Annotated in this window: 19 protein-coding genes, 1 other RNA gene and 1 pseudogene; 14 read left to right on the top strand and 7 right to left on the bottom strand. The window is 62.3% G+C overall.

All coding sequences use genetic code 11. The features are described from left to right. Positions 1 to 140 precede the first annotated feature (140 nt). From X760_RS64805 to X760_RS64790, 4 genes are all read left to right on the top strand, one after another. Complete coding sequence (locus X760_RS64805) at positions 141 to 1,163, top strand: metalloregulator ArsR/SmtB family transcription factor (protein WP_023721227.1); 1,023 nt, start codon at positions 141 to 143, stop codon at positions 1,161 to 1,163. After that, entirely contained in the window at positions 1,163 to 2,080 is a 918-nt protein-coding gene (metF, locus tag X760_RS64800) for a methylenetetrahydrofolate reductase [NAD(P)H] (RefSeq protein ID WP_023676795.1), read from the top strand. The genes X760_RS64805 and metF overlap by 1 nt, the downstream gene beginning before the upstream one ends. Positions 2,081 to 2,682: 602 nt before the next feature. Then, positions 2,683 to 3,120, top strand: coding sequence for an antitoxin Xre/MbcA/ParS toxin-binding domain-containing protein (locus X760_RS64795; RefSeq protein ID WP_023721226.1), 438 nt, complete (start codon positions 2,683 to 2,685; stop codon positions 3,118 to 3,120). 84 nt (positions 3,121 to 3,204) lie between these two features. Continuing rightward, positions 3,205 to 3,819 (top strand): RES family NAD+ phosphorylase, encoded by a 615-nt coding sequence (locus tag X760_RS64790; protein ID WP_348633245.1) that lies wholly within the window; start codon positions 3,205 to 3,207, stop codon positions 3,817 to 3,819. A gap of 8 nt (positions 3,820 to 3,827) precedes the next feature. On the opposite strand, the gene X760_RS64785 is transcribed toward X760_RS64790, so the two are convergent. Next, the gene (locus X760_RS64785) at positions 3,828 to 4,745 is read right to left on the bottom strand and encodes a DMT family transporter (protein ID WP_023721224.1); all 918 of its coding nucleotides are present in this window, start codon (positions 4,743 to 4,745) and stop codon (positions 3,828 to 3,830) included. 224 nt (positions 4,746 to 4,969) lie between these two features. Between X760_RS64785 and X760_RS64780 the strand changes: the two genes are divergently transcribed. Beyond that, positions 4,970 to 6,190, top strand: a complete 1,221-nt coding sequence (locus tag X760_RS64780; RefSeq protein ID WP_023721223.1) for an alanine racemase — start codon at positions 4,970 to 4,972, stop codon at positions 6,188 to 6,190. 157 nt (positions 6,191 to 6,347) lie between these two features. Here the strand turns inward: X760_RS64780 and X760_RS64775 are convergent, their stop codons facing one another. Then, positions 6,348 to 7,079 (bottom strand): SDR family oxidoreductase, encoded by a 732-nt coding sequence (locus X760_RS64775; protein ID WP_023721222.1) that lies wholly within the window; start codon positions 7,077 to 7,079, stop codon positions 6,348 to 6,350. Between the two features lie 124 nt (positions 7,080 to 7,203). On the opposite strand from X760_RS64775, the gene X760_RS64770 reads away from it, so the two are divergent. Further along, positions 7,204 to 8,097 (top strand): LysR family transcriptional regulator, encoded by an 894-nt coding sequence (locus X760_RS64770; RefSeq protein WP_023721221.1) that lies wholly within the window; start codon positions 7,204 to 7,206, stop codon positions 8,095 to 8,097. A 122-nt stretch (positions 8,098 to 8,219) separates the two neighbouring features. Here the strand turns inward: X760_RS64770 and X760_RS64765 are convergent, their stop codons facing one another. Both X760_RS64765 and X760_RS64760 read right to left on the bottom strand, forming a co-directional pair. Beyond that, positions 8,220 to 9,392 (bottom strand): lytic murein transglycosylase, encoded by a 1,173-nt coding sequence (locus tag X760_RS64765; RefSeq protein WP_023721220.1) that lies wholly within the window; start codon positions 9,390 to 9,392, stop codon positions 8,220 to 8,222. 80 nt (positions 9,393 to 9,472) lie between these two features. Continuing rightward, positions 9,473 to 10,270, bottom strand: a complete 798-nt coding sequence (locus X760_RS64760) for a GH25 family lysozyme (protein WP_023721219.1) — start codon at positions 10,268 to 10,270, stop codon at positions 9,473 to 9,475. A gap of 318 nt (positions 10,271 to 10,588) precedes the next feature. On the opposite strand from X760_RS64760, the gene X760_RS64755 reads away from it, so the two are divergent. Continuing rightward, positions 10,589 to 11,968: a serine hydrolase gene (locus X760_RS64755; protein WP_023721218.1), complete on the top strand. Its 1,380-nt coding sequence runs from the start codon at positions 10,589 to 10,591 to the stop codon at positions 11,966 to 11,968. 309 nt (positions 11,969 to 12,277) lie between these two features. Here the strand turns inward: X760_RS64755 and X760_RS64750 are convergent, their stop codons facing one another. The 3 genes and pseudogenes from X760_RS64750 to X760_RS64740 form a co-directional block, all read right to left on the bottom strand. Beyond that, the gene (locus X760_RS64750) at positions 12,278 to 12,943 is read right to left on the bottom strand and encodes a class I SAM-dependent methyltransferase (RefSeq protein WP_023721217.1); all 666 of its coding nucleotides are present in this window, start codon (positions 12,941 to 12,943) and stop codon (positions 12,278 to 12,280) included. After that, complete coding sequence (locus X760_RS64745; RefSeq protein WP_031194591.1) at positions 12,940 to 14,238, bottom strand: DUF3419 family protein; 1,299 nt, start codon at positions 14,236 to 14,238, stop codon at positions 12,940 to 12,942. The genes X760_RS64750 and X760_RS64745 overlap by 4 nt, the downstream gene beginning before the upstream one ends. Before the next feature lie 31 nt (positions 14,239 to 14,269). Then, positions 14,270 to 18,224 (bottom strand): annotated as a pseudogene (locus X760_RS64740) (hydantoinase B/oxoprolinase family protein). 172 nt (positions 18,225 to 18,396) lie between these two features. Between X760_RS64740 and X760_RS64735 the strand changes: the two are divergent. The 7 genes from X760_RS64735 (at position 18,397) to X760_RS78105 (ending at position 22,475) form a co-directional block, all read left to right on the top strand. Next, entirely contained in the window at positions 18,397 to 18,603 is a 207-nt protein-coding gene (locus X760_RS64735) for a hypothetical protein (protein ID WP_023721215.1), read from the top strand. Between the two features lie 281 nt (positions 18,604 to 18,884). Continuing rightward, complete coding sequence (locus tag X760_RS64730; protein WP_023721214.1) at positions 18,885 to 19,604, top strand: DnaJ family molecular chaperone; 720 nt, start codon at positions 18,885 to 18,887, stop codon at positions 19,602 to 19,604. Next, a complete protein-coding gene (locus X760_RS64725) occupies positions 19,601 to 20,359 on the top strand; it encodes an N-acetylmuramoyl-L-alanine amidase (protein ID WP_023721213.1) in 759 nt (252 codons plus the stop codon). Before X760_RS64730 ends, X760_RS64725 begins: the two co-directional genes overlap by 4 nt. Positions 20,360 to 20,542: 183 nt before the next feature. Then, the gene (locus X760_RS64720; RefSeq protein ID WP_023721212.1) at positions 20,543 to 21,292 is read left to right on the top strand and encodes a transglycosylase SLT domain-containing protein; all 750 of its coding nucleotides are present in this window, start codon (positions 20,543 to 20,545) and stop codon (positions 21,290 to 21,292) included. Between the two features lie 59 nt (positions 21,293 to 21,351). After that, positions 21,352 to 21,750, top strand: an RNA gene (rnpB, locus tag X760_RS73825) — RNase P RNA component class A. A gap of 151 nt (positions 21,751 to 21,901) precedes the next feature. Beyond that, on the top strand, positions 21,902 to 22,186 hold the full coding sequence (locus X760_RS64715) for a type II toxin-antitoxin system ParD family antitoxin (RefSeq protein WP_023721211.1): 285 nt from the start codon (positions 21,902 to 21,904) through the stop codon (positions 22,184 to 22,186). Positions 22,187 to 22,295: 109 nt separating this feature from the next. Then, positions 22,296 to 22,475, top strand: a complete 180-nt coding sequence (locus X760_RS78105) for a type II toxin-antitoxin system RelE/ParE family toxin (protein WP_245278673.1) — start codon at positions 22,296 to 22,298, stop codon at positions 22,473 to 22,475. Positions 22,476 to 22,481 lie beyond the last annotated feature (6 nt).

Genomic DNA, 22,481 nt, shown 5'->3' with positions numbered 1-22,481 from the left:
GGTTCTCGCCTCGATGCTTGCGGCTTTGCGCGATCCGCCACGCATGCGTCATTTTCTTGTCCGGAAGCGACATAGCGCTTGCAAGCCTATCAAAATCAACATAAACATATGTTTATATCTTTTTCAAAGAGAATGCTCGCATGCATGTCGCTCTCGACACGATGGTAGATACATTGAAGGCGGCGGCCGAATCCAGCCGGCTGCGCATATTGGCACTGCTGTCGCGCGGCGACCTGACCGTTTCCGATCTCACCGAAATCCTCGGCCAGTCGCAGCCGCGCGTCTCGCGCCACTTGAAATTGCTGCTGGAGGCCGGGTTGATCGGCCGCTACCAGGAGGGCTCGTGGGCCTTCTTCCGGCTTTCGGATTCCGACACCTCGCGCGATTTCGTGCTCAGGCTGGTCTCCGGCATCCGCGGCGCCGATCCGCAGGTCGAGCGTGATCTCGAACGGCTGGCCGCGGTCAAGCGCAAGCGGCAGGACCGGGCTGCCGAATATTTCTCGGTAAACGCCGCAAGCTGGGACCATATCCGCTCGCTGCACGTGCCGGACCGCGCGGTCGAAGCAGCGCTCGTCAAGCTCGTCGGCAAGCGGCCGTTCCAGTCGATGCTCGATCTCGGCACCGGCACCGGACGGCTGCTCGAGATCTTTTCGCCGCTCTATCGGCGCGGTATCGGCATCGACATGTCGCGCGAGATGCTGACGGTGGCGCGCGCCAATCTCGACAAGGCCGGCGTTTCGAATGCGCAAGTGCGGCAGGGTGACATTTTTGCGCCACCGGTCGAACGCGACGCCTTTGATCTCGTTACCATCCATCAGGTGCTGCATTATCTCGACGATCCCGCCCGCGCCATCCGCGAGGCGGCGCGTCTGTTGCGCCCGGCCGGCCGGCTGGTGATCGTCGATTTCGCGCCGCACGCGCTGGAGTTCTTGCGCGAGGAGCACGCGCATATGCGTCTCGGCTTTTCCGACCGGCAGATTGGCGACTGGTTTTCCGAGGCCGGCCTCGACCTAGAGGACAGCCAGGAATTCGAGCCGCGCGGCGGCAACGAGGCCAAGCTCACCGTCAAACTCTGGCTCGGCCGCGATCGGCGCATGCTGATTGCCGAGCCTTCCAACGACAGACAACCGGCCAATGCGTATCCGATAGGGGAAACCGCCTGATGAACCAGTTCCGCTTCTCCCGCCGCCCCGACATCGGCGACAAGGTCAGGGTTTCGTTCGAGTTCTTTCCGCCGAAAAACGATGAGATGGAAGCAAGGCTGTGGGACACGGTCACCCGGCTTGAGCCGCTCAAGCCGAAATTCGTCTCGGTCACCTATGGCGCCGGTGGTTCGACCCGCGAGCGGACGGCCCGCACCGTCAAGCGCATCCTCAATGAAACGACGCTGACGCCGGCGGCGCACATGACTTGTGTCGACGCGGCGCGCCACGAGGTCGATGCGGTGATCCGGGAGTTCGCCGATATGGGCGTCAAGCGTTTCGTCGCCCTGCGCGGCGATCCGGCCGAGGGCGTCGGCGCGGCCTACCGGCCGCATCCGGAAGGCTATGCCAATGGCGCCGAACTGGTTGATGCGCTGAAGGGCGCCGGCGATTTCGACATATCGGTCTCGGCCTATCCGGAAAAACATCCGGAGAGTCCGGATTTCGCCACCGACTTCGACATGCTGAAGCGCAAGGCCGACAACGGCGCGACGCGGGCGATCACCCAGTTCTTCTTCGACAACGATCTTTATGAGCGCTATGTCGAGCGGGCACGGCGGGCCGGCATCTACATACCGATCGTGCCGGGCATATTGCCGGTGCACAATTTCACCCAGGTCGCCAACTTCTCGGCGCGGTGCGGCGCCTTGGTGCCGGCATGGCTGGCCGAGCGTTTCGATGGGCTGCAGAACGATCCGCAAACGCATGCGCTGGTGGCATCTGCCGTGGCGGCCGAGCAGGTGCTGGACCTTGTCGAGCGCGGCGTCGGCGATTTCCACTTCTATACGATGAACCGGGCCGATCTGGTCTTCGCCATCTGCCACATGATCGGCATCAGGTCGCACGAAGTCGAGGCAGCGGGATCAGCCGCGGCGTAAGGCGGCAAGCTCCTTTTTGAAATGTCAAAGATCGGGGGAATGCAAAAGGCCGGGCAAAATGCCCGGCCTTTTCAAATGTTTGGAGTATTCGGTGCTGGTCTTCCCCCCGCTCAGCGGCCTTATGGAAGGACGCCCATAATGAGGGCGCCGATGAATGCAAACGCAGCACAAATCATCAATGCGTTGATCGGCCTCGTCAGTCCCATGTCATAGCCTCCTCTTAAAGAGCTATGGCGAGAGTCTAGGGTCATTTGTGCCACAGGCAAGCAGAAACTTTGCTGCAATGCGACGAGATTGTGGAATTTGCGACCTGCCGTTTGCCGTTAGGCATTGAAACTCTTTGTCAAAAGCCGGCTCGGGACCTGTGAATAATTTGTGGCAAAGCCGTGGCAGTAGCGAGAATGGCAGCGCTACCGCGGCAAAAATCGGAATCGATTTTCGGAACGACTGAAGATTCGGAGCGTCGGAGCGCCCTTTGCATGTCCAACCGGGTGCTGCACGCTATACGAATGCGGTGGGCAACCAGCAGCGTTGTGAGATAGCCAGGACTTGAATTTTCTGCCAATTGGCAGTATATTGCCTGCCAATTGATGGAGGCTGGAATGAGTGTCGCTTATGCGGTTCGCGATCCTGCAAATCAGGCTTTGCCGGCAAATCTGGCGGATGCCTCGGCACGGGCGCGGATCACGCCAGCTGCTGTTGCCGGCATCGTCAGGCTCGCAGCCATCTGGCATCTGACCAGCACCGAGATCTGTACCTTGATCGGCGACGTGTCGGAGAGAACCTGGTTCCGCATGAAGAAAGGCGAGTGGGAGGGCGTTCTCTCCCAGGATTCGCTGACACGCATCAGCGCCCTGATCGGCATCTTCAAGGGACTGCGGCTTCTGTTTTCCGAAGGGCTTGCCGATGAATGGGTGCGGTTGCCGAACAAAGGGCCTCTTTATGGTGGCCGGCGCCCCCTGGACGTGATGATCGAGGGCGGCATTCCGAAGCTGCTGCAGGTTCGCCAACATATCGACGCTTTGCGCGGTGGACTTTGAATGCAGATCCCACCACGCGCTGACATTTCCCAGCGCGACACGATCCGGCTGATTTCGACAGGCAGGCTCAAGGAACCGGTCCTGATGCCGTTGGCCAGGAATCATGGAGATTTGGAGGACCTTGCGGAGCTCGAAGGGGCCACCAGCGGCCGCCTTCAGGCGCAGCAAGGGGGATTGCCCGACCTCGATCCGCGCGAACTGGTTTTCGGGAGACCGGGCTACACCTTCATCAATGCGGCGTTCGCTTACACCCGTCCGGGCGGCAATCGTTTCAACGATGATGCCAGGGGCGTCTGGTACTGTGCGTTCGATGCGGAAACCGCGCTCGGCGAGGTCTCTTTTCATCTGACGCGCGAGCTTGCCGCGATCGAACGGTTCGAAAACGTCACCGACTACGCGGAGCTCGTTGCCGACTTCATAGGCTCGTTTCACGATCTGCGCGGTGCTGAGTTCAGCAAGGACCCGGTTCTCGATCCGGACACTGTCTTAGCCTATCCTGCCGGTCAGGCGCTGGCGAAGCAACTTCGCAAGCAAGACGCCGCGACCGGTCTTGTGTATCCTTCCGTGAGACATGTTGGCGGGACCTGCCTTGCCGCCTTCCTTCCCGATCTCNCCGATCTCGTTCAGAATCTCCGGCAAGGCGGTCTCTGGCGTCTGGAATGGCAGGGTTCATCTGTTCCGGCGATCACGTCCATATAGCGCCATCTCTAACGCCGCCCGAACAGGCGACCGTCGATGGTGACGAGGCCAAGCGCAATCAGCGCCATGCCGCCCAATTCGAACAGTTCGAGCCGCTCGCCCAGGAACAGGAAGCCGAGCAGGATGGCACTGGCCGGCACGATGAGCGTGACCAGCGAGGCGTTGGTGGCGCCGGCCGAGGCGACAAGGTTGAAATAGAGGATATAGGCGAAGGCGGTCGACAGCAGCGCCAGCGCCAGCACCGCCGCCCAGACCGGCGGCGAAGCCGAGAACAGATTGGCGGTCCCGTAGGTGAACAGAACGACCGGGATCATGATGATGGTCGAGCAAGTCAATTGTCCGGTGGCAATGACCGGTGACGGCACACCCTTGAAGCGGCGGGCAATCATCAGCGCAACCGCATAGGATAGTGACGCTCCGATGAGCGCGAATTTCGCCCAGACCGGGCCGCCGAGCCCGGCGACGAGGCCGGGACCGATCATCACCGCCGTTCCCGCGATACCGAGGGCGATGCCGGCAAGCTTGTTCCAGGACAGCTTTTCGTCGCTGGTCAGGGCGTTGGCGAGGATCAGCGTCCAGAACGGCGTCGTCGAATTGAGCACCGAGGCGACGCCGGCGCCAAGCTCGGTCTGGCCGGCAAAGATCAGCGAGAAAGGGATGACATTGTTGGCGAGCGCCAGCAGGAAGAACAGGCCGGCATGCGGCAAAGCGAGGCGAAAGGATGGGCCGCGAACCGCAAGATAGAGCTGAAGTGCCGCCGCCGCGATGGTGACGCGGAACAGCACCAGCACCAGCGGAGGAAGTTCCGCCACCGCAATGCGGGCAAAGAAGAACGAACCGCCCCAGATGGCGCCGAGCAGCAGAAGCTGCGCCCAGTCCTTGAGCACCATCGGCCCGCGCATCGTGGTGGTGGCAGCTATCGCCATTGGTCGTCCTCCCAGACGAGATGCCTTGCTCTTCAGGCGTCTGTTCACGCCATACCCGATCCGGCCGCAAGGGCCACCCGAAACCTGAGCGATGGCCTAGCTCGCCCATAACCGGCGTACAGAAAGGCGTAGCGCCGCGAAGCCGGGGCGGCGAGACATAGAATTGTTTTCATTAGCCGCTAGCTTGGATTAATTGTGCGCAGCCTCAGTCAAGGGATTCGTCCATGCAGCGATTCGAAAATGCCCGCGAGGCAGCGCTGGCGCTGCGCCCGGACGATCCGATCTATTGCTTCCGCCCGCAGGTGCTGAAGGCGGACGCCAAACAGTTCATGGGCATGTTTCCCGGCAAGACCGCCTATGCGGTCAAGACCAATGGCGAGCAGATCGTGCTCAACGCGCTGGTCGAGGCCGGCGTCAGCGCCTTCGATGTGGCCTCGCCCGGCGAATTCGCCGCCGTGCGCGCCGTCTCGCCCGACGCCGAGATGCTCTACATGCACCCGGTGAAGGCGCAGTCGGACATCAGGCTGGCGCTGGAGAAATACGCCATCCGCGTCATTTCGCTCGACCATGAGGACGAGATCACCAAGCTGACCAGGGTGGTGCGGGCGCTCGACATCGATCCGGGCGCGATCACCGTGTTCGTGCGCATCCAGACGAAAGGCTCGGCGGCCTACGAACTGTCGAAGAAGTTCGGCGCCGGACCGGCCAATGCGGTGGAACTCGCCGAACGGCTGAACCGAACCGGCTACAAGGTCGGGCTGTGCTTTCACGTCGGCAGCCAGATCGAGGATCCCGACACCTATGAGCGGGCGCTGGCTTCGGCCGACTGGGTGCGCAACCGCGTCGGTTTCGACATTGCCGGGCTCGATGTCGGCGGCGGCTTTCCGGCCGAATATGGCCATGACCCGAACAGCCGCAAGCCGGAGATGCCGTCGCTCGGCCAGATCATGTCGCGATTATCGGGCGACCTCCAGGAGTACCAATTCGACCAGATGCCGCTGGTGGCCGAGCCCGGCCGGGTGATCGTGGCGCGCTGCCTGTCGCTGATCGTGCGCGTGCTGCTGCGCAAGGGCAAAAGGCTCTACATCAATGACGGCATCTGGGCGTCGCTGTCGGATTCATGGACCGGCAAGATCACGCTGCCGGCGCGCTTCATCCCCGATCCGGCGATCCGCTCGCGCAATGGCGAGGACAAGACCATCGTGCCCTTCAAGGTCTGCGGCGCGACCTGCGATTCCGTCGATATATTGTCGCGGCCGTTCTGGCTGCCCGAAACCGTCGATACCGGCGACTGGATAGAGATCGGCCATATCGGCGCCTACTCGCTGTCGCTCAGGACACGGTTCAACGGCTTCTATCCCGACACCTTCGTCGAGGTGGCAACGCCATTCGACGAAGGCGACGCGCCGCAAGGGTTCGCCAGCCTCGAGACGATGGCGGATTAGTGAATAGTGAATAGTGAATAGTGAATAGTGAATAGTGAATAGTAGTAGCTCTTGTGCTCTGCGCGGCTCAGGTGTTGTTCTTTTCACCATTCACCATTCACCATTCACCATTCACCATTCACCATTCACCATTCACCATTCACCATTCACCATTCAGTCAGGCTACTCCGCCGCCGGCCTGGATATTCTCGCCGGTCAGCCAGCGAGCTTCGTCCGAAGCCAGGAAAACCGCGACATCGGCGACGTCGCGCGGCCCTCCGATCCGGCCGAAGGGCGACATGCCGGCGGCCACGGCCCGGTCCCGCTCCGGAAGCAGGTCGGTGTCGGTGAAGCCTGGCGAAAGCGCATTCACGGTAACGGCGCGCGGGCCGAGTTCGCGCGAGAGGACGCGGACGAACTGCTCGACGGCTCCCTTACTGCCGAGATAAAGCGCCGTGTGCGTGAAGAACATCTTCGTTCCACCGGTGGAGACGGCAATGATGCGGCCACCGTCGCGAACGCGGCGCGCCGCTTCCTGAAGCGTGAAGAAGGTGCCCTTGGCATTGGCCCCGAACACATGATCGAAGTCCGCTTCGGTGGCCTCGACGAGCGGCTTTATGACGGCGACGCCGACATTGGCTACGACGATGTCAATCGGCCCCATCTGCCGTTCGGTTTCGTCGAACAACTTGCGAATGTCGGGGATGCTGGAGACGTCCGCCTGGATGGCGACGGCTTTTCCGCCAATCCCTTCAATGGCGGCAACGACTTCCCTGGCTGCTTTCTCGTTGCCGACATAGTTGACGACCACGGCAGCACCCTTGGCCGCGAGCCCCTCGGCGATGGCGCGTCCGATGCCGCGCGAGCTGCCGGTCACAAGTGCGGTCTTGCCTTCGAGTGGACGATGCATGGCTGTTCCTTCGTCTGGCTACGGCCGCCTCGATCGAGCGGCGTTCCGGGGGAAAAGCTAGGGGCATGCTATTGCTCAGAGAATAGCCTATTATCTAACTGACTTGTTAAGCCTGAGGTACATAATGCGAGGAAGCGAGTTTTCCGAACTCACGGCATTTGCAGCAATCATCGAAGAGGGAAGCTTTGTCCGCGCCGCGGCCAAGCTCAGGATTTCGCCTCCAGCACTCAGCCAGACGATACGTGGGCTGGAAGAGCGTCTCGGTGTCCGCCTGCTTAACCGCACCACGCGCAGCATGTCGCCGACCGCTGAGGGCGAGAAGCTGTTTGCCCGCATCGCACCGGCATTCGGCGAACTGGAAGGCGCCGTCGCGGACGCGCATGCATCACGCGGCCGGCCAGCAGGCTCGCTGCGCATCAATGTTCCGCGCATCGCCGCCACGCGTTTCATCGCGCCGATCCTCGGCGATTTCCGCCGCGCCTATCCCGATATCGCCCTCACAATCATTGTCGACGACATGCTCACCGACATCGTCGAGGGCCGCTTCGATGCTGGAATCAGACTGGGTGAGCGGCTGCACAAGGATATGGTGGCTGTGAAGCTCAGCGAGGAGCTCGAGATGGCTGCAGTGGCGGCGCCGAGGTATCTGCAGCATCACCCGATACCCCGTCACCCCGCGGACCTGCATCAGCACCAGTGCATCAATTTCCAGTGGCCGAGCGGCGGCAATCTCTACCGGTGGGAGTTCGCCCGAGGCCAACGTGCCCTGGAAGTGGCCGTCAGCGGTGGCCTGACGGTCAACGATACGGACCTGATGATCGGGGCGGTTCTGGATGGGGTCGGCGTGGCGTACATGCTGGAATACCAGGTCCGGCCGTGGATCGAAGCGGGAAAGCTCATCCGCTTTCTCGAAGCCTGGTCGCCGAGATTTCCGGGTTTTTATCTATATCACGCAAGTTCCCGGCAGGTTCCCGCGCCGCTGCGAGCCTTCATCGATTTCTTGCTTGCCAGGCGGTGATGTGAATAGTGAATAGTGAATAGTAGTAGCTCTGGTGTTCAGTGCGGCTCCGGTGCTATTCTTTTCACCATTCACCATTCACCATTCACCATTCACCATTCACCATTCACCATTCACCGCCCTCACAGCCCCGCCAGCAGCTCGAGCGTCGGCCAGCCGTCGACCGGCAGGCCCAGCCGCATCTGCTCCTTGCGGATCGCTTCGCGGGTGTTGGTGCCTAGAATGCCGTCGACGGTGCCGACGTCATAGCCTTTCGCCTCGAGCTTGGTCTGTAGCGCCTTCATCTGGTCGCCGTTGAGGCCGGGTTCCGGGTTGCGCGGATCGAATCGCGGCGCGCCCCCCAGCCGGGCGGCAAGATTTGCCGCGGTCAGGGCATAGGTGAAGGATTGGTTCCACTCGAGATAGACGTCGAAATTGTCGTAGGTCAGGAAGGCTGGCCCCTTGCGACCCATGGGCAGCGCCAGGCCGGCCTTCAGGCCGTTGTCGAGAAGCGGCGTACCGTCGGGCCTGGTAACGCCCCACTGGGTCCATTGCATCAACGGCAGCTTGTTGGTGCGTCCCGTCTGCTCCCACGGCAAATCGTCGGGCACACGGACTTCCTCGATCCAGGGCTGGTCGCGCTTCCAGCCGCGCGACTGGATCTTGCTGGCCGTGCTCATGATCACATCAGGCGCGCTGCCGCGCAGGTCGACCAGGCCATTGCCGTCGCCGTCCACGCCGTGGCCGAGATAGTCGGAAGGCAACATCTGCGTCTGGCCGATCTCGCCGGCCCAGGCACCGGTCACGTCGGCCGGCACCACGCCGCGATCGATCAGCATCAGCAGCGGCACGATCTGCGGCCGGAACAACTGCGGGCGGCGGCAGTCATGCGAGAGGCTGACCAGTGCGTTCAGTGTGTGGAAATCGCCTTGCACGGCGCCAAAATCGGTTTCCAGGGCCCAGAAAGCAGCGATGACCGGCGCCTGGACGCCGAATTCGCGATCGGCGCGGGCAAAGATCTCGGCATATTTTTGCAGATTGGCCGCGCCTTGCTTCAGTCGATGCGACGAGATCATGCGGTTCGAGAATTCGATGAAGGTCTGGGTGAAGACGCCCTGGGCGCGGTCGCGTGCCAGCGCCTTCTCATCGAGGGTGGCGTTTTCCAGCGCATCAAGGCCGGCAGCGCCGACGCCGGCCGCCCTGGCCTCCGCCGCCACGCCCTGCTTCCATGCCTCGAAATCGCCGCCGCATTGCTGTGCCGCGGCCGGCACGGCGGTCAGGAGCAGCGCCGCGAGAATTCCAAAGCGCGATCGCATCGCCATCCTTCCGAGAAGATTACCAGCGGTTGCGGGTATTCGTCATTGGCTGTGTCGAAAAGCAGGCGGCAGGCCTGGTGTCAACGGGTGTTCTGCCGCAACCACTTCTTCCAGGCGGCTTCGGAGCCGTTGAAGACGTTGATGTCGGCGTTTCCGGCCATGCCCGGCACGACGCCCGTTCCGGTATACTGCCAGAAGGTGAATGGATGGCTGCCGTATTTCTGGCGCGGGTGCCCGGCGACGGAGCGCAGCCAGTAGGGGTAGGCCCGGAAACCCGATAGACCATTATCTTCGAAGAAGTCGACCGACGTGTAGATGATCGGCTTCTTGCCGTAGTGTTTTTCGACGATTTTGAGGAATGTGCTCATCTCGCTGCGTACCGTGGCGGAATCTGGCCGCAGCTTGCAGGTCGGCGATTTCGGGTTCCATTCCATGTCGAGAACGGGCGGCATCGCCGAACTGTCTTTGGGCACGTTCTGGATGAACCAGCGCGCCTGGGTAGCGGCCGGCGTGCAAAAGTAGAAGAAATGATAGGCGGCACGGGGGATACCCGAGGCCTTCGTGCGGCTCCAATGCTCGTTGAAAGCTTCATCGAACCGGTCTCCGCCTTCGGTAGCCTTGATAAAGGCAAAGGAGATGCCGCTGGCCCTGGCCGCCGGCCAGTCGATCGATGTCTGGTATTTGGAGACGTCGGTGCCGTGGACGGCGTAGCTCCACGGTGCGCCGCTATCCCATTCATGCGGGTCGGAATCGGCAAAACGGGGCGCGCGTACCGCAACCGTCGGGGCGCTGGACGACGACAGCGATGGCGTCAGATCATCGACCGTCGAGCAGGCACCAAGCAGCATCAGCGTGATGAGGACCGCGAAACGGCGCATCGCTACTTCCCGAGCCGGTTTCAGCCGGCCGCTGATGGGTCTTTCCGCGGGTGGCCCCTCGACCGGGCGCGACGCGTTTGAAACTGACTTACGCGAAGCGCCTGGATCTTCGTTTCATGCATTCCCAAACCGTTGCGCAGTTTGGGACACATGCATGCAAGCCCAGCCGGACGATCACCCTACAGAATCGCCCAGTCCCTCGTGATCGCCGATCATGGTTGATATTCGGTTGACGGCGCTCGACAAGAGCCGCGATTTTGCCGAAACAATGGCGGCAAATCGATGACATAGATCGCGCTCGGGGGGAATTCGAAAAAAATGCAGATCCTTCTGAAGTTCGTCAAATGGCTGCTGGGCCTGGCTGTGCTGGCCGCTGCGATGCTCGCCGGCTGGCTGTATTTCGCGCCGCCGGAACTGATCCGCGTCGGTTCCGGCTATTCGGCCAAGATCGTCTGTTCGAACGTCTTCATCGCAGGGCGAGACGCCGACGACGTGCTCGCCGTCGATGTGCAGGCGCCGGGCCATCCGCTGCTGAAGCTGATGAGAGTGTCGGTGGACAAGGAGAAGGGAACGGTTTCGGCGGGCCTGTTCGGCGGGCTCGGCAAGAGTGTCGCGGTCGCCCGCGACGGGCTCGGCTGCGCCTCGGTTCCCGACAGCGATATTGCCGCCGCCAAGGCTGTCGCGGGAGTTGCACCGACGCCGGCGCCGCTGCCCGATGCGATCTGGCCGGAGGGCGACAAGGCCGATGCCTCGCAGGATCCCGAGGTCACGGCAATCCTCGACGATCCGGCATTGACCGGTGCTGGCATGCGGGCGGTGGTGGTGGTCAAGAACGGCCGCATCGTCGCAGAGCGCTATGGCGACGGCTTTTCCGAAAAGACCCCGCTACTGGGCTGGTCAATGACCAAGACGGTGAATGCGGCGATCGTCGGCACGCTGATGAAGGACGGCAAGCTGGCGATCACCAACCAGGGCCTGTTTCGACCCTGGCAAGCAGATGGCCGTGCCGTGATCAGCCTCGCCGACATGATGGCAATGTCGAGCGGACTGGAATTCAACGAGGATTATGGCGACGTCGCCGATGTGACGCGCATGCTCTATCTCGAACCGGACATGGCAGGCTTTGCCGGATCCAAGCCGCTGACCGGCGAGGTCGGCAAGGTGTTTTCCTATTCGAGCGGCACGGCGGTGATGCTGTCCCGATTGTGGCAGGACGCGATCGGCGACAAGGACAAGGCGCTGGCGTGGCCGAGGGTCGCGCTGTTCGATCCGCTCGGCATGCGGAGCGCGGTGCTAGAGGCCGACGAGCACGGCACCTTCGTCGGCTCGTCCTATCTCTATGCCACGGCACGCGACTGGGCGCGCTTCGGCCAATTCCTGCTGCAGGGTGGCGTCTGGAACGGCAAGGCGATCCTGCCCGCCGGCTTCGTCGACTGGATGCGGGAACCGGCAACTGCCTCGAAGGTCTACGGCAAGGGGCAATTATGGATCGAAGGGCCGGGCGACGAGGAAAATCCCGGCGCCGGCATTGCCGCCGGCCTGCCCAAGGACACCTACTGGATGGAGGGGCATGATGGGCAAACGGTCGCCATCATTCCCTCCGAGCAGCTGGTTGTGGTGCGGCTCGGGCTGACGCCGGCCAGGCTCGGCTACCGGCCGCAGGTAATGGTGGCGGCGCTGGTCAAGGCGCTGCATTAGGCTGTATCGATATTCAGGTGATACCGGCCTGCAAACGGCGGTTTCCTGCGCTTCCGGCCTTCGCCGGCCAAAGCACTCATGAGCGGTCGTGGCAGTTAAGGCTACGGCCGGCGTAGGCCGGNTGCCGGCCTGCAACGGCGGTTTCCTGCGCTTCCGGCCTTCGCCGGCCAAAGCACTCATGAGCGGTCGTGGCAGTTAAGGCTACGGCCGGCGTAGGCCGGTGCTCACGTACCCAAAAGTACACCCCGCGCCGGTTCTCGGAGCCCACCGTTTTCGACTCGGCCTGACCTGAATCTCAACACACCCTGGCTATCGACCTAGGCCGATCACAGCGAGCCACGCATAGCCGCGATAAAGCGCTTGGAAACGGAAGCTTGCACCGGTTCTTGCAGATTCCGAATCCAGAACCGCGCGCAGCGATTGACGTGGCTCGACATGGAATTTTTTCAGCCAGCCGCGCAGCAGCGTGCGGAACCAGCGGGGCAGGGCCTCCTGCTGGCCGAAATCGACGATATGCAGCGAGCCGCCAGATGACAGGGCAGCAAGAGCCGCGGATACCGTCTTCTCCCAGCCGGGGATCATCGACAGCGAATACGAGACAAAGACGCGGTCGAAATTTTCGACGCCGAACAGCGCCTTTGCGTCGAAATCCGTGGCATCGCCGCGCGCCAGCGTGACGCGGCCGGAGAGGCCTTCGCGGGCAAGGGCGGCGGTGGCCGTCTCCAGCATCTCGGCCGAAATATCGAGGCCGAAGAAGCGCGCGCCGGGATAGCGGCGGGCGGCAAGGATGATGTTGCGGCCGGTGCCGCAGCCGAGCTCGAGCACGGTGCCGCCGGCCGGCACATCCAGGCCGGCGATAAGCCGGTCGCGACCGAGCAAATAATATTTGCGGGTCAGGTCGTAGATATGACGCTGCCAGCGGTAAACGCCGTCCATCAGCTCGGCATGGCTGGCCGGCAACTCGGTCGTGCTCATGCGCCCTGCTTCACGTAGAGATGAAAGCCGCCATAGATCGCCGAGCGGTCGCGCGCCGAAAACTCGCGCGAGGCGTCGTTCTCGTAGCGCCACTGGTCGAGCAGCGAATTCGAGACGCGGCCGGGCAGCAGGCTGGGTTCCGCTGCGGTGCGGAAGATGACGCGGGCGCCGGTGGAGGCGGTTCGGGTGATCTCGGCCCACAACCCGTTGAGCTGGTCGTCCGTCATCCAGTCCTGTGCGTCGAGCAGCACGAAGCGGTCGACCGAACCGGCATCCTTGCCGGCAAGGAACTCGATCAGATTGGCATGGTGGATTGCCACGCGATCGACATTGTTGCGGATCGTCTTGTAGTTGCGCTTTTCGAGATAGGCGGGCAGGGCGGCCTCGCCGGGATTGGGATAGCGGCGGGCAAAAGCCTGCCAGGCGAAATAGTTGGTCTTCAGCGGAAAATCGCAGGCGAGCTTTTCCAGCCGCGCCTTGAGCACGCTGGCCATGGTGCCGTCACCCGAGGTGATCAGCGAATCGTACTGGGCCGGCGGAATGCCGAGGCCGAACAGCGAAGCTTTTCGCGAAGTCGCCCATTTCAGCAGCGGTTTTTCGAAGACCGGCGCCAGCTCTTCGTCGAAGAAGCGGCGCTGATCGGCGATGCTCTTGGCGTCCATGATGTCGGCCGGGTCGACGCCGAAGAATTTTGCGGTGCGATGGCCCATGGCGATGAACAGGCCAAGCAGGCCGGTCTGGTAGAAATTGCGGTCGAAGACAGCGATGCGGCGACGGCCGCGCCAGCTGCGGCGCTCCCAATAATGGCGGCTGACCGGGTCGAGATGCGGTGCGATGAAGCGGTCGTAGGCCTGCGAATTGTGCCCGGTCTCAGCCGCGCCGAAGAAACGGAACAGGTCGCCCTGCGACGGCAGGTGACGGACGGCTTCGAGCTTCATACGGTTCAGCGCGATGTGGGCGGTGTTGAGGTCGACGGCATCGATCCTTTCCGGCGACCGGGTGAGATAGGCGAGGATGTTGCAGCCGCCCGAGGCAATGGTGACGATGCGGTGACCCTTGCCGAGCTGCATCGCGTCCATGTCGATTTCGGGGTCTTCCCAGATCTGCGGGTAGACAAGGCCGGAGAACAGGAAGGCGAACAAGCGCTCGGAGATGCCGGCTTTCGACAGCGGGCGGTTCTGGTAGACGGCTTTGCCAACTTCCTTGCCGCGGCGAAAAACCAGTTCTCCAGAAATGTCCGTCATGGCAAGGCGATTCCCCGTTTGCTTTGCCGCAAGCGGGTAGCGCAGGGTCATGACAGGCCGGTGACAGCCTGTTGACGCGAGTTCAGGCCTTGCCAAATCCACCAGGCGTCGGCGTCGTCACGATGACTGCCTCGCCGGCGTCGAGGATGGTCTGATCGCAGGCCTTCAGGACCTCGACGCGGCCATCCTTGCGGCGGATCTTGGTCGAGCCAACCTCGCCATCGCCGCCGCCGTCCAGGCCTTGCGGCGGGTGGTTGCGATGCGAGGACAGGATCGCGCATTCCATTTTTTCGAGGAAGCGGATGGTGCGCTTGGTGCCGTCGCCGGCATTCCATTTGCCTTTGCCGCCGGAACCTTCGCGGATATGGAAATCTTCGAGCAATACCGGGAAACGCAGTTCCAGCACTTCCGGATCGGTCAGGCGCGAATTGGTCATGTGGGTGTGGACGCCGGAGGTGCCGTGAAAGCCGCGGCCGTCGTTCATGCGGCCGGCCGGCGAACCGGAGCAGATCGTCTCATAATACTGGTACTGCTTGTTGCCGAAGGTGAGATTATTCATCGTGCCTTGCGCATTGGCCATTGCCCTCATCGCGCCGAACAGCGCGTTGGTGACGTGCTGCGAGGTCTCGACATTGCCGGCGACGACTGCCGCGGGATAGGCGGGCTTCAGCATCGAGCCGTCGGGAATGACGATGTTGATCGGCCGCAGACATCCGGCATTCATCGGGATGTTGTCTTCGACCATGACGCGGAAGGCATAAAGCACCGCGGCACGGGCGACCGGCTCTGGCGCGTTGAAATTGTTCTTCATCACTGGCGACGTGCCGGTGAAGTCGACGGTCGCTTCGCGCTTGTGCCGGTCGACCGATATCTTCACCTTGATCATTTGGCCGGTGTCGGTCGGATATTCGTATTCGGAACTGTCGGGCAGCCGCTCCAGTACGCGACGCACNGATCATTTGGCCGGTGTCGGTCGGATATTCGTATTCGGAACTGTCGGGCAGCCGCTCCAGTACGCGACGCACGCTTTCGGCGGCATTGTCCTGGACATGGCCCATATAGGCTTCGACGACGCCAAGGCCGAAATGCGCGACCATCTTGCGCAGCTCGGCGACGCCCTTTTCGTTCGCGGCGATCTGCGCCTTGAGGTCGGCGATGTTCTGGTGCGGATTGCGCGCCGGGTAGGGGTGGTCGGTCAGCAGCGTCTCCAGGTCCTTCTCGCGGAACCTGCCGCGATCGACGATGCGGAAATTGTCAAACAGCACACCTTCCTCATCGACGGTAGTGGCAAGCGGCGTCATCGAGCCGGGCGCCGTGCCGCCGATGTCGGCATGGTGGCCACGCGAGGCTACGTAGAAGAGGATCTCCTCCCCCCTCGAGGGGGAGGTGGCGGCGAAGCCGCCGGAGGGGGTCGTTGCGGCAGTGCTCGACGCATTTGTGGTGCCTTCTGAGAGGACCCCACCCGGCCGCTTCGCGGCCACCCTCCCCTCGAGGGGGAGGGAAAACACCGGTGTCACCACGGTGATATCAGGCAGATGCGTGCCGCCATTGTAAGGGGCGTTCAGGGCAAAGACGTCGCCGGGGTGAATGTCGCCGGAATTGAGCCGGATGATGGTCTCCACCGAGCGGTCCATCGAGCCGAGATGCACCGGCATATGCGGCGCGTTGGCGACCAGCGCGCCATTCCGGTCGAAAACGGCACAGGAGAAGTCGAGCCGCTCCTTGATATTGACCGAATAGGCGGTGTTCTGCAGCGTTACGCCCATCTGCTCGGCGATCGACATGAACAGATTGTTGAAGACCTCCAGCATCACCGGATCGGCTTCGGTGCCGAGTGCGGCCTGCCGGTGCTTCTTCTCGATGCGGCGCATCAGTACATGGTCCTTGGCGGTGATCTCGGCCTGCCAGCCGGGCTCGACGACGATGGTCTGGTTCGGCTCGATGATCAAAGCGGGGCCGGCGATCTTGTTACCGGGCTTCAGCGTTTCGCGAGGGAAGATGCCGGCGTCGCGCCAGATGCCGTCGACGAAAATTTTCCGCGTCCCGGAAGGACTTGCGGCCTTGTGTTCAAGAACTGAATCGCTTTCGTCGCGGCCGGTGCTGCCGGTATCGGTACCTTCGACGCCGACCGATTCGACGATCATCGGCTTGTCATCATAGACGAAGCCGAACTGCGCCTTGTGCGCCAGTTCGAAGTCCGCCTTGGCCTGCGCAATCGAGCCGTGCCCAAAGTTCACAGGCAGCGCGGTATCGGTGCCGTCATAGCGGATCTGCAGCATCGGCTTCGAGGCGACCGCGTCTTCGGTGATGCCTTGCGCGGCGAGTTCGTCGATGACGGCTTTGCGCAGCGTTGCGATGAGCTCGTTGATCGCCGGCCCGGAATCGTCCGCCAGCGGCTTCAGCAGCGCCTGCTGGCGTGACGCAAACACCGAGGACAGGCCGATGCCGTATGCCGAGAGCAGGCCGGAAAAGGGATGGATCAGCACAGCCTCCATGCCGAGCGCATCGGCGACGAGGCAAGCGTGCTGGCCGCCGGCGCCGCCGAAACAATTCAGCAGGTATTCGGTGACGTCGTAGCCGCGCTGCACCGAAATCTTCTTGATGGCATTGGCCATGTTTTCGACGGCGATGGTGACGAACCCTTCGGCAACGGCTTCCGGCGAGCGGCCGTCGCCGATTTCGGCGGCAAGTGCGGTGAACGTCTCGCGAACTGTCCGCACGTCGAGCGGTTCGTCCTGGCCCGGCCCAAAAATGGCCGGAAAGAAGTCGGGCTGCAGCTTTCCCAGCATGACATTGGCGTCGGTGACCGCAAGCGGACCGCCGCGCCGGTAGGCGGCCGGGCCGGGATTGGCGCCGGCCGAATCCGGCCCGGCGCGAAAGCGGCCGGCCTCATAGTGCAGGATCGAGCCGCCGCCGGCGGCGACGGTGTGGATGCGCATCATCGGCGCGCGGATGCGCACGCCGGCGACCTCGGTGTCGAAGGCGCGCTCGTAGTCGCCATCATAGTGGGCGACATCGGTGGAGGTGCCGCCCATGTCGAAGCCGATGACTTTGCCGAAACCGGCGAGTTTTGCCGTCTCGACCATGCCGACGACGCCGCCGGCCGGGCCGGACAACAGCGCATCCTTGCCCTGGAACATGTCGGCGGCGGTGAGGCCGCCCGACGACATCATGAACATAAGGCGGGGGGATTGGCCAATCTCCCCCGTTGTGGGGGAGATGCCAAGTGGCGGCAAAGGGGGCAGGGCAGAGGGGGGCGTGACAGACTGAGATGTTGGCGGGACAGCGCCCCCCTCTGTCGGCTTCGCCGACATCTCCCCCACAAGGGGGGAGATTGGCGCGGCACCCAGTTCCGCCGCAACCCTTTGCACATACCTTGCCAGGATCGGCGACAGATACGCGTCGACCACCGTGGTGTCGCCGCGGCCGACCAGCTTGATCAGCGGCGAGACCTCGTGGCTGACCGAGACCTGCGAGAATCCGAGCTTTCGACAGACTTTGGCGACCGCCTTTTCGTGATCGGGATGTTTCCAGGCATGCATGAAGACGATCGCGACCGCATCGATACCGTCAGCCTTGGCCTGTTCGATGGCAGGACGCACGGAGGCGATGTCGAGCAGGCGTTCGACACGACCGTCGGCGCGCACGCGTTCGTCTATCTCGATGACGTGCTCGTAGAGCTGTTCGGGAAGGATGATCTGCTTGGCAAAGATATCGGGCCTGGCCTGATAGGCAATCCTCAGCGCATCGCGGAAGCCCTTGGTGATGAGCAGCAGCACGCGGTCGCCCTTGCGCTCGAGAAGCGCATTGGTGGCGACCGTGGTGCCCATTTTGACGTCGCCGATCAGAGCGGAAGGGATTGGGGCGCCGGGCTGGACGCCGAGCAGTTCGCGAATGCCCTGGATGGCAGCGTCGGCATAGGCTTCGGGATTTTCCGAAAGGAGTTTCCTGGGATACAGCCCGCCTTCCGGGTCCCGGCCGATGATGTCGGTGAAGGTACCGCCGCGGTCGATCCAGAAATCCCATCTTGCGGTCATGGCAGCGCCTCCGGCATTTTCATTTTACGCATCCTGTTAGTGCTCAACGCTTTGTACGGCCAAGCGCTTGATGTTACACGCGGAAACGCAACGTTACGAAACTCATCATGACCTGATGCATTGTGTCCCCGATCGTCGCCGGTAACGGTGGCGTGATTAGAGGAGAGATATCATGAAGAAACTCATTCTTGCGTCGGTCTCGGCGCTTGCCTTGCTTGGCGTTGCGGCCTGCAGCGACAGCGGCACCGACAACACTACGACGCAGAGCACTAACCCGCCGGCATCCGACCAGACGATGAAGCCGGCTGCTCCTGACGCCAACAAACCTGCCGAGCCGGCCCCGGCCCCCGCTCCTGCGCCGGCTGCCCCGGCGCAATAATTGATGTGACAACCAAGAGAGGCCGGCCTCACACGCCGGCCTTTCTGCTGCTTACGATACCCGCGCCTTGCGGCCGAGTGCGCCGACGCTGGCGCCGAAACGACGACCCAAGGCGCCAATCGCTAGGCTCGCCGTTTGCGCGCCGAGGCTGCCGTCTGCGGATTTTCCATGGGTGAGCGCTAGCGCCAGCCGCCTCAGGCATTCCGCCAAATCGATTGGGCCAGCCCCTGCGGCACTGTCTTGGCTTGATAGCGATGGGCGGTTGGCCCTATGAAACCCTCATGTCGATTTGGGACCGCCTCGGCGACTTCGTCACACGCGTTTCATCTTCAGCGTCGTCAGGCGTCGCCGAAGTGGTCGAAGCCGTGCGCACGGTTTTCTCCGGCGATGCCGATCTGCGCCGGCGCGTCGCCTTCTCGGTGGCGATGATCGCGCTGTCGGCCAAGATGGCCAAGGCAGACGGCATCGTCACCCAAGACGAGGTGCGCGCCTTCCAGGAAATATTCGAGGTGCCGAAGGAACAGAGGCGCAATGTGGCGCGGCTCTACGATTTGGCCAAACGCGACATTGCCGGTTTCGAAACCTATGCCGAGCGGATGGCGCAGCTTTGCGGTTCGGGCCATTCGAATTGCCTGATGCTGGAGGACATACTCGACGGGCTGTTCCACATCGCCAAGGCCGACGGGCTGGTGCATGAGCGCGAGCGCCAATTCCTGCATCGCATCGCCGAGATCTTCCGCATCGATGAGGCGCACTACCAGAGCATCCTGGCGCGGCATGTCGATCTGGGCGCCGCCGATCCTTATGTTGTGCTCGGCATCGAGCGTGGGAAGCCGTTCGAAGAGGTCCGCAGGCGCTACCGCAAGTTGGTCTCCGACAATCATCCGGACCGGCTGATCGCACGCGGCCTGCCGCAGGAATTCATCAAGATCGCGACGACCAGGCTGGCGGCGATCAACGCGGCCTATGAGATGATCGAGCGAGGCCTGCGGCACGCATGAGCGGCTTTCCGCCCGACGAGCCGAGCGCCGAGGTTAGGGTATCGCCGAATTTCGGACCGCGGCGCGGCACGCTTAGACCCGATATGATCGTGCTGCACTACACCGGCATGGCGACCGGCGCCGGCGCCGAGGCATGGTTGTGCGATCCGGCAAGCGAGGTCTCGTCGCACTATCTGGTCCATGAGGACGGCCGCATTGTTCAGATGGTAAGGGAAAGCGATCGCGCCTGGCATGCCGGCAAGAGCNGACAGAGCGACATCAACTCCTGTTCGATCGGCATCGAGATCGTCAATCCGGGGCATACTCTGGGCTATCGCAATTTTCCAAAACCGCAGATCGACGCGGTGATCGGCCTGTGCGTCGGCATTGTCGAGCGCCATTCCATTCTGGCGCAGCGGGTGCTCGCCCATTCCGACGTGGCACCGGGGCGCAAGGTCGATCCGGGCGAGAAATTTCCATGGAAAGTCTTGTTTGCCGCCGGTGTCGGCCATGTTGTGCCGGCAGCACCGATCCGGCGCGGCGCCGTACTGAAGCCAGATGATACCGGCGCCGAGGTCGAGGCGCTGCAGTCGATGCTGTCGCTCTATGGTTATGGCGTCGAGATCACCGGCGCTTTCGACCGGCAGACCGAAATCGTGGTCGAGGCATTTCAGCGGCATTTCCGGCAGCGCCTGGTCGATGGCATGGCTGACGGATCGACGATCCGCACGCTGGAAAGGCTGCTCGCTTCCGCAAGGATAGCCTCTCTCAAATAATCTTTTCCCAGATTAAAAGTTACAATCTGTTACCTAAAGTGACTTGCGCCGCCTTCTTTGGCGCCAATTCCGTCGTCAAAGGCGATCCGTACAGATTGTCGGATCTCTATCCCCAGATGTTCCGATGTTGATTGAGGGTATCTGCGCGAAGTTCTTTGTGCAGATCAAACAGAACAGGATCACATGCAGAAATTGACCGTTTTAACGGCAGCCATTGCTGCCGGCGTAATGACTTTTGCCTTCAGCGCGGCGAACAGCGCGCCGCTGAGCCAGCGGGCCGATCAAGGCTTCAGTGCCGCAGCCGGCAAAACCGCCATGCCGAAAGCCACCCGTGGTACAAAAATAGAGAAGACCACCACCGCAAAAGTGGAAAAAGCGGCCGCGGTAAGGACGAAAAAGCCAGTCTCCGCGAAAAGGCCAACCGCTGCGAGAAAGACAATCGCCAAACAGCATGTGAAGCGTAACCGCAAACGTATCGACCACATGGCAACGGCGTCAGTCGCTCCGAAGAGCAGGCCAGCGCCCCAGGCGGCGGTTGTCGGCGGCAGCGGACAGTATTCGGCGATCATTGCGCGATATGCCGCCAGCTACGGCGTGCCGGTATCGCTCGCCAATGCCGTCATCAAGATCGAGAGCAACTACCAGCCGAACCAGGTCGGCAGCGCCGGCGAGATCGGCCTGATGCAGATCAAGCCGGCGACGGCAAGAATGATGGGCTATAGCGGTTCGGTTCAGGGTCTCTACGATCCCGATACCAACATCAAATACGGCATGAAGTACCTTGCCATGGCGCAAGATCTCGGCGGCGGCACGACCTGCGGCACGATCCTGAAATACAATGCCGGCCACGGCGCCACACGGATGAACCCGGTGTCCGCAGCCTATTGCGGCAAGGTCAAGGTGCAACTGGCAGCACTTGGAGCGCCCGCCTGACAAGCGATAACTTGCTTTTTCGTTTGCGTTTTTGGGCCTGAACCCCTTTATACGCCTTGCCAGCTGGCCGGGCGGCCGCACCCGCGAAGCCGAAAGGCTGCGGGTGAGGAAAGTCCGGGCTCCATGGAGACACGGTGCCGGTTAATGGCCGGCGGGGGCGACCCCAGGGAAAGTGCCACAGAAAGCAAACCGCCACGATCTAATCGTGGCAAGGGTGAAAGGGTGGGGTAAGAGCCCACCGCGCGACTGGCAACAGGAGCGGCACGGTAAACCCCACCGGGAGCAAGACCGAATAGGGGCGGTGCGAGGGGAAACCCTCGAGGGCTGTTTCCGGCTCACCGTCCGGGTAGGTTGCGTGAGGCGCATGGCAACATGCGCCCAAGATGAATGGCCGCCACGTTCTCGCCCCGTAAGGGGCGAGGGCCATACAGAACCCGGCTTACAGGCCAGCTGGCAGTTTCCCCGATAAAAGGAAATCTCCTGATATCAGCAGGTTACGTCTTCGGGCGCAGCCGTTGATTCACTTTTCGACCCGCAATCGAGCGCGACATTCCTTGAAAATGGTGCGATTAAATCGTACCAGTTGATGACGATATTCAGGAGCGCGTCATGGGACAGGTCGATAAACGCAGCATCACGCTGTCGCCGGAGATGGCCGCGGCAGTCGACGACGTGGTCGCCGCCGGCGAATATGCCTCGGCGAGCGAGGTGATCCGCGACGCACTGAGACAATGGAAGGACAGGCGCGACCTGCTCGGCTACACGGTCGAGGAATTGCGCAAGATGGCGCAGGAGGGGATCGACAGCGGACCGGCGCTGGACGGGCCGCCAATCATGGAACGGCTGCGCGCCAAATATCTAAAAATGGCCGAGGCCAAAGGCCTTGAGGAGTGAAATATCGCCTGCTTCCTCAGGCATTGATCGACCTCGAAGCCATCGTCGACTACATTGCCGAACAGAATCCAAATGCGGCGGTTCGCCTCGTGGATCTCTTGCAAAGGCGGTGGATTTGCTGACCCTGCATCCCTTCTCAGGTGCACCGCGCGAAGACATTGCGCCCGGCATCCGTCACCTGATCGTCGGCGAATACCTCACTTTGTATCGTGTCCGCGAAGAGGCGATCGAAATCGTTCGCGTTCTCCACGGCCGGCGCAAGATCGACGCCGGCGATCTGAATTCGTAGTCGCGC

It is taken from the genome of Mesorhizobium sp. LSHC420B00 (assembly GCF_000503055.1).
Taxonomy (GTDB): domain Bacteria; phylum Pseudomonadota; class Alphaproteobacteria; order Rhizobiales; family Rhizobiaceae; genus Mesorhizobium.
The sequence above is the reverse complement of the archived record's forward strand: the minus strand, read 5'-3'. Positions and strand labels throughout refer to the sequence as shown.

Coding starts and splice junctions, on each gene's coding strand:
- metF (WP_023676795.1), top strand. CDS start 1,163: ATGAACCAGTTCCGCTTCTCCCGCCGCCCCGACATCGGCGACAAGGTC.
- X760_RS64795 (WP_023721226.1), top strand. CDS start 2,683: ATGAGTGTCGCTTATGCGGTTCGCGATCCTGCAAATCAGGCTTTGCCG.
- X760_RS64770 (WP_023721221.1), top strand. CDS start 7,204: ATGCGAGGAAGCGAGTTTTCCGAACTCACGGCATTTGCAGCAATCATC.
- X760_RS64780 (WP_023721223.1), top strand. CDS start 4,970: ATGCAGCGATTCGAAAATGCCCGCGAGGCAGCGCTGGCGCTGCGCCCG.
- X760_RS64735 (WP_023721215.1), top strand. CDS start 18,397: ATGAAGAAACTCATTCTTGCGTCGGTCTCGGCGCTTGCCTTGCTTGGC.
- X760_RS64775 (WP_023721222.1), bottom strand. CDS start 7,079: ATGCATCGTCCACTCGAAGGCAAGACCGCACTTGTGACCGGCAGCTCG.
- X760_RS64720 (WP_023721212.1), top strand. CDS start 20,543: ATGCAGAAATTGACCGTTTTAACGGCAGCCATTGCTGCCGGCGTAATG.
- X760_RS64760 (WP_023721219.1), bottom strand. CDS start 10,270: ATGCGCCGTTTCGCGGTCCTCATCACGCTGATGCTGCTTGGTGCCTGC.
- X760_RS64805 (WP_023721227.1), top strand. CDS start 141: ATGCATGTCGCTCTCGACACGATGGTAGATACATTGAAGGCGGCGGCC.
- X760_RS64765 (WP_023721220.1), bottom strand. CDS start 9,392: ATGCGATCGCGCTTTGGAATTCTCGCGGCGCTGCTCCTGACCGCCGTG.
- X760_RS64745 (WP_031194591.1), bottom strand. CDS start 14,238: ATGACCCTGCGCTACCCGCTTGCGGCAAAGCAAACGGGGAATCGCCTT.
- X760_RS64750 (WP_023721217.1), bottom strand. CDS start 12,943: ATGAGCACGACCGAGTTGCCGGCCAGCCATGCCGAGCTGATGGACGGC.
- X760_RS64730 (WP_023721214.1), top strand. CDS start 18,885: ATGTCGATTTGGGACCGCCTCGGCGACTTCGTCACACGCGTTTCATCT.
- X760_RS64715 (WP_023721211.1), top strand. CDS start 21,902: ATGGGACAGGTCGATAAACGCAGCATCACGCTGTCGCCGGAGATGGCC.
- X760_RS64785 (WP_023721224.1), bottom strand. CDS start 4,745: ATGGCGATAGCTGCCACCACCACGATGCGCGGGCCGATGGTGCTCAAG.
- X760_RS64755 (WP_023721218.1), top strand. CDS start 10,589: ATGCAGATCCTTCTGAAGTTCGTCAAATGGCTGCTGGGCCTGGCTGTG.